The sequence below is a fragment of the Marinobacter sp. genome (assembly GCF_040904845.1).
Lineage (GTDB): Bacteria > Pseudomonadota > Gammaproteobacteria > Pseudomonadales > Oleiphilaceae > Marinobacter.
The window spans coordinates 1-4,125 of the sequence record NZ_JBBDSR010000073.1 but is presented as its reverse complement, the minus strand read 5'-3'; the positions used below and the strand labels follow the sequence as shown (position 1 = coordinate 4,125).

Genomic DNA, 4,125 nt, shown 5'->3' with positions numbered 1-4,125 from the left:
GGTGCGTTCGTCTCCCAGGGTCGCATTGGGGAAGATTTCGACGGTCACGGCGCCTTCGGTGCGTTCTGCCACCAGTTCCTGAAACTTCTCGGCGGCAATGTGGAAACCGTCCTGTTCGTTGACCACGTGGGCCAGGCGCAGGTTGACGGGATCCATGTCGGCGAAGTCGGCGGCACTGGCGGTAGCGGCCATGGCAAGTGCTATCCCCAAGGCCAGCGAGTAGCGTGCAACATGTTTCATTGTGCTTATTCCTTGTAGATGTCAGCGGCTTGTGGAGAATGCCCGAGGTCGATATGAACCGTCAAACCGGGTGATTCAAAGCTGACGATACAAGACGAATACGGACCATGACGTTTCCCTCGGGATCCCGATAGCCTTGGCACGTAACCAGAAACCGCCACCCGGCATGACCCGTGAGTGGCGGTTTCTCTTGCTGTTCATGGTCGGAGCGACAGGATTCGAACCTGCGACCTTTGCAACCCCATTGCAACGCGCTACCAAGCTGCGCCACGCTCCGATGTCGCTTCGAGAGGTCAGTGCGTGGAGGCAATACTCTCTCGAAGACGAGGCGTATGCTAGCGCGTTCCCGATAAAATGAAAAGTCCCGTTTGCACTTTCGTTTCAATTGGTTGGCTTACCATCGCCAGACACTGGGCGGGTCGGGGTCGAGGGGTTATCTTGTCCAGGGATTGACCCGCCAGTTATGGGCAGAAGAGGAGAAGGGCATGCCGTTGATCATGGGGATGAGCGTGCTGTTGGCATGCCAGTTTCTGGGGGAGCTGGTGAGCCGTGGGTGGGGCCTGCCGGTGCCGGGTCCGGTGATTGGCATGGTGATATTGCTGATAGCCCTGCTGGTTCTCGGCAAGGTGCCGGGCAGTTTGCGCTTGGCAGGCGAGGGCCTGCTTCGCTACTTGACCCTGCTGTTCGTGCCGGCAGGCGTCGGCCTGATAGTGCACTTCGAGCTGATCGGGAATGATCTCTGGCCCATCGTCGTCACGTTGGTGGTTTCCACCGCCGTGACGCTTGCCGTGACGGGAAGGGTGCTTGAACAACTCAACCGACGTCGCAACCGGAGAGTGGAACGGTGAATATTGCGGCCCTTGATCAGCTATGGGTCTATCTTTCCGGCAATCCATTGCTGTCGTTGTTGATGACACTGGTGGCCTTTGCCGCGGCGGTGCGCATCAATCGCGCCTTGGGAGGGAGTTCGCTCTTTCATCCGGTGACGCTTTCCGTGGCGATGCTGATCGGCTTGCTGTTACTGGTGGATATGGATTACGCCAGCTATTTCGAAGGGGCCCAGTTCATCCATTTTCTTCTCGGGCCGGCCACCGTGGCGCTGGCGATACCTCTCTACGACCATCGCGAGAAGGTCCGCCAATTGCTCTGGCCATTGCTGCTCGCCTGCATGGTGGGCATCATTACCGCGGTGGGGTCGACGCTAGGACTGGCGGCCCTCATGGGGGCAAAACCCGAAACGCTTCTCTCTCTCGCGCCTCGTTCGGTGACGTCACCCATCGCCATGGGCGTCGCCGAGCAGATCGGCGGTATTCCGTCGCTGGCCGCCGGGCTGGTATTATTGACTGGATCGATTGGCTGCGTCGTTGCGCCGTGGATCTTTCGTGTCCTCAGGGTGCGGGACCCGGCAGTGCAGGGATTCACCCTTGGGCTTGCCGCTCATGGTTTCGGCACGGCGCATGCCTTTGCACGGATCGGCGCCGTGGCCGGCGCGTTTTCCGGGTTGGCGATGGGGCTGACGGGCCTGCTCACGGCTTTCCTCTTGCCTCTGCTCGTTCGCCTGGTGGGCATGGGCTGAGAATGCCGTGCATTTTCGCAAGCCACATGGCGGATCGGGAAGGGCGACATGGCGAGTATGATTCGGGTCAGCAGATTTCTTCCCAGATCCGTTTGCGAAAGTCATGAGAGAGTGTTGTTGCCTTTTCCATCCTCTTCATGTGGGCGTCAGTGGCATGTTTGACCAGTGCCTGGTAGCAGTGGTGCATTTCAGCTGGGGTCGTGGGCGCTTCTTCCCCCTGGAAGCAGTCGGCCAGTCTCAGGCTGTTTTCCGCCATGGCGGCGAGAAACTCTGCCTCAAACTGCATGGCCTGTGTCAGGCTTTCCAACCAGGCGAGCTGCATACGGGCGATCGGGTTGGCGTTCTGTACCCACTGCTCCTGCCACCATTCGAACATCGCAATTGAAGGAATAAGGGGAGTGTTGGCGTCTCTGGATCGAACGTTGCTCATGACTGGACTCCTTTGCTTGCCTCGTCTGTTTGACGGGAATCGGTCGAGGTGCGTGATCTACACCACGATTATAGTTGACAAGCATGCCATGGGTGGTGAGCTGGGGATGCGTTTGCGTTCTCCTGACCTCGATCAAGCAAGTCATGTCTCGGTCGTGAATAAGAGGAAGGCGTTGGCTTCGACTAAAGCCGCAAGCACATTGGGTCGAGAGAGGGGAATTCTGGCATGTGGAGTGTGATAAAATCGGTTTTAGCAGCCTTTTTCGGTGTTCAGCGTGACCAACAGCGGCGGGAAGATTTCGAGAATGGCAAGCCCGTCAGCTTCATTGTCGTGGGTATTGCCATGGCCATGCTGCTGGTCGCCTTGGTGGTGTTGGTCGCGACACTGGCCGCAGGCTGAAGGCGCCTGACCGTTGATGTGCGCGTTTAGGGTTCGGCACGGCGACGGGTCAACTCGTCGGTAGCGTCCCTTACTACTCGACAAAACAGCGCTGGGTGTTACTGTATTCTGGTATGTACTCTGCATGGTTTCGGCGGTGGTTGATCGTGACGCCTCCTGAGCTCATGCCTCATTAACACACTGAATTCATTCATTGACGACAACAATCATGAGGAGGCGCCGATGCGCACGTTGCTCGTGAGGGTGGCAGCAGGTCTGACGCTGGCCCTGATCTCCCCCTTGGCCCTGGCCAATGGCTGGAACATGCCCACCGGGGTGACAGCGCTCAGCCGTGAGATCTACTCCCTGCACATGACCATCTTCTGGATCTGCGTGGCGATCGGCGTGGTGGTTTTCGGGGTGATGTTCTATTCCCTGTTTCGCTACCGCCGCTCCAAGGGGGCCAAGGCATCCAATTTCCACGAGCATACGGGCGTGGAAGTCCTCTGGACAGCGGTTCCCCTATTGATTCTTGTCGCCATGGCCGTTCCTGCCACGGCGACGCTCAAGAACATGTATGACGCTTCCGATGCTGATATCGATATCATGGTGACCGGGCAGCAGTGGCGCTGGCGCTACGAATACCTGGGCGAGGACATCGCCTACACCTCCAATTTAAGCACCCCGCGCGAGCAGATCAGCGGTGAATCGGAGAAGGCCGAGAATTACCTTCTGGAAGTCGATGAGCCGCTGGTACTGCCGGTGGATACCAAGGTGCGTCTGCTGTTGACGTCTGATGATGTCATCCATTCGTGGTGGGTGCCGGATTTGGCCGTGAAACAGGACGCCATCCCGGGGTTCGTGAACGAGAACTGGGTACGTATCGAAGAGCCCGGTATCTATCGCGGCCAGTGCGCCGAGCTGTGCGGCAAGGACCACGCCTTCATGCCGGTGGTGGTCGAGGCCGTGGAGCAGGATGACTATGAAACCTGGCTGGCCGAGCGCAAGGAAGCGGCTGAGCAGGAAGCCATGGGGGTGGACCGCGAGTGGGAGCTGGCCGAGCTGATGGAGCGAGGCGAGCAGGTCTATGGAAGTATCTGTGCCTCCTGCCATCAAGCCGATGGCTCGGGAAGCCCGCCAGCATTCCCGGCATTGGCGGGCAATACCGAAATGCTCGACGACGTCGATTGGCACATCGAGACTGTCATCAACGGTGTATCGGGTTCCGCCATGCCGGCCTTTCGTAGCACGCTGAATCCGGTGGAAATTGCCGCGGTGGTCACCTATGAGCGTAACGCCTGGGGCAATGACGCCGGCGATACCGTACAACCGTCGGAAATCGTCGAAATGCTGGAAGAGTGACAGCTGCCGACCTTTCCGTTTCTCTATTGCGATGGTAACCAGGGAGATTTCCGATGGCTTTTCATTTTCCCAAGCCGACTCCAGAACAAAGCACGACCACGGCCGATGCCGGACTGGCCGACTCACACCATCATGAGCG

Annotated in this window: 5 protein-coding genes, 1 tRNA gene and 1 pseudogene; 4 read left to right on the top strand and 3 right to left on the bottom strand. The window is 58.6% G+C overall.

Features of this window, described 5'->3' with window-relative positions; translation table 11 throughout:
* Together WD429_RS09900 and WD429_RS09895 are read right to left on the bottom strand one after the other, a co-directional pair.
* Nucleotides 1-240 (bottom strand): annotated as a pseudogene (locus WD429_RS09900) (C4-dicarboxylate ABC transporter substrate-binding protein); the annotation flags it as partial.
* Nucleotides 241-440: 200 nt separating this feature from the next.
* Nucleotides 441-517, bottom strand: a tRNA-Pro gene (locus WD429_RS09895).
* 208 nt (nucleotides 518-725) lie between these two features.
* Between WD429_RS09895 and WD429_RS09890 the strand changes: the two genes are divergently transcribed.
* Together WD429_RS09890 and WD429_RS09885 are read left to right on the top strand one after the other, a co-directional pair.
* Nucleotides 726-1,088, top strand: coding sequence for a CidA/LrgA family protein (locus WD429_RS09890; protein WP_368422012.1), 363 nt, complete (start codon nucleotides 726-728; stop codon nucleotides 1,086-1,088).
* A complete protein-coding gene (locus WD429_RS09885; protein WP_368422011.1) occupies nucleotides 1,085-1,816 on the top strand; it encodes an LrgB family protein in 732 nt (243 codons plus the stop codon). Before WD429_RS09890 ends, WD429_RS09885 begins: the two co-directional genes overlap by 4 nt.
* A gap of 67 nt (nucleotides 1,817-1,883) precedes the next feature.
* On the opposite strand, the gene WD429_RS09880 is transcribed toward WD429_RS09885, so the two are convergent.
* Nucleotides 1,884-2,246, bottom strand: a complete 363-nt coding sequence (locus WD429_RS09880) for a hypothetical protein (RefSeq protein ID WP_368422010.1) — start codon at nucleotides 2,244-2,246, stop codon at nucleotides 1,884-1,886.
* Nucleotides 2,247-2,471: 225 nt separating this feature from the next.
* On the opposite strand from WD429_RS09880, the gene WD429_RS09875 reads away from it, so the two are divergent.
* On the top strand, nucleotides 2,472-2,645 hold the full coding sequence (locus tag WD429_RS09875) for a DUF2970 domain-containing protein (protein WP_368422009.1): 174 nt from the start codon (nucleotides 2,472-2,474) through the stop codon (nucleotides 2,643-2,645).
* A gap of 222 nt (nucleotides 2,646-2,867) precedes the next feature.
* Nucleotides 2,868-3,986: a cytochrome c oxidase subunit II gene (gene coxB / locus WD429_RS09870; RefSeq protein WP_368422008.1), complete on the top strand. Its 1,119-nt coding sequence runs from the start codon at nucleotides 2,868-2,870 to the stop codon at nucleotides 3,984-3,986.
* Nucleotides 3,987-4,125 lie beyond the last annotated feature (139 nt).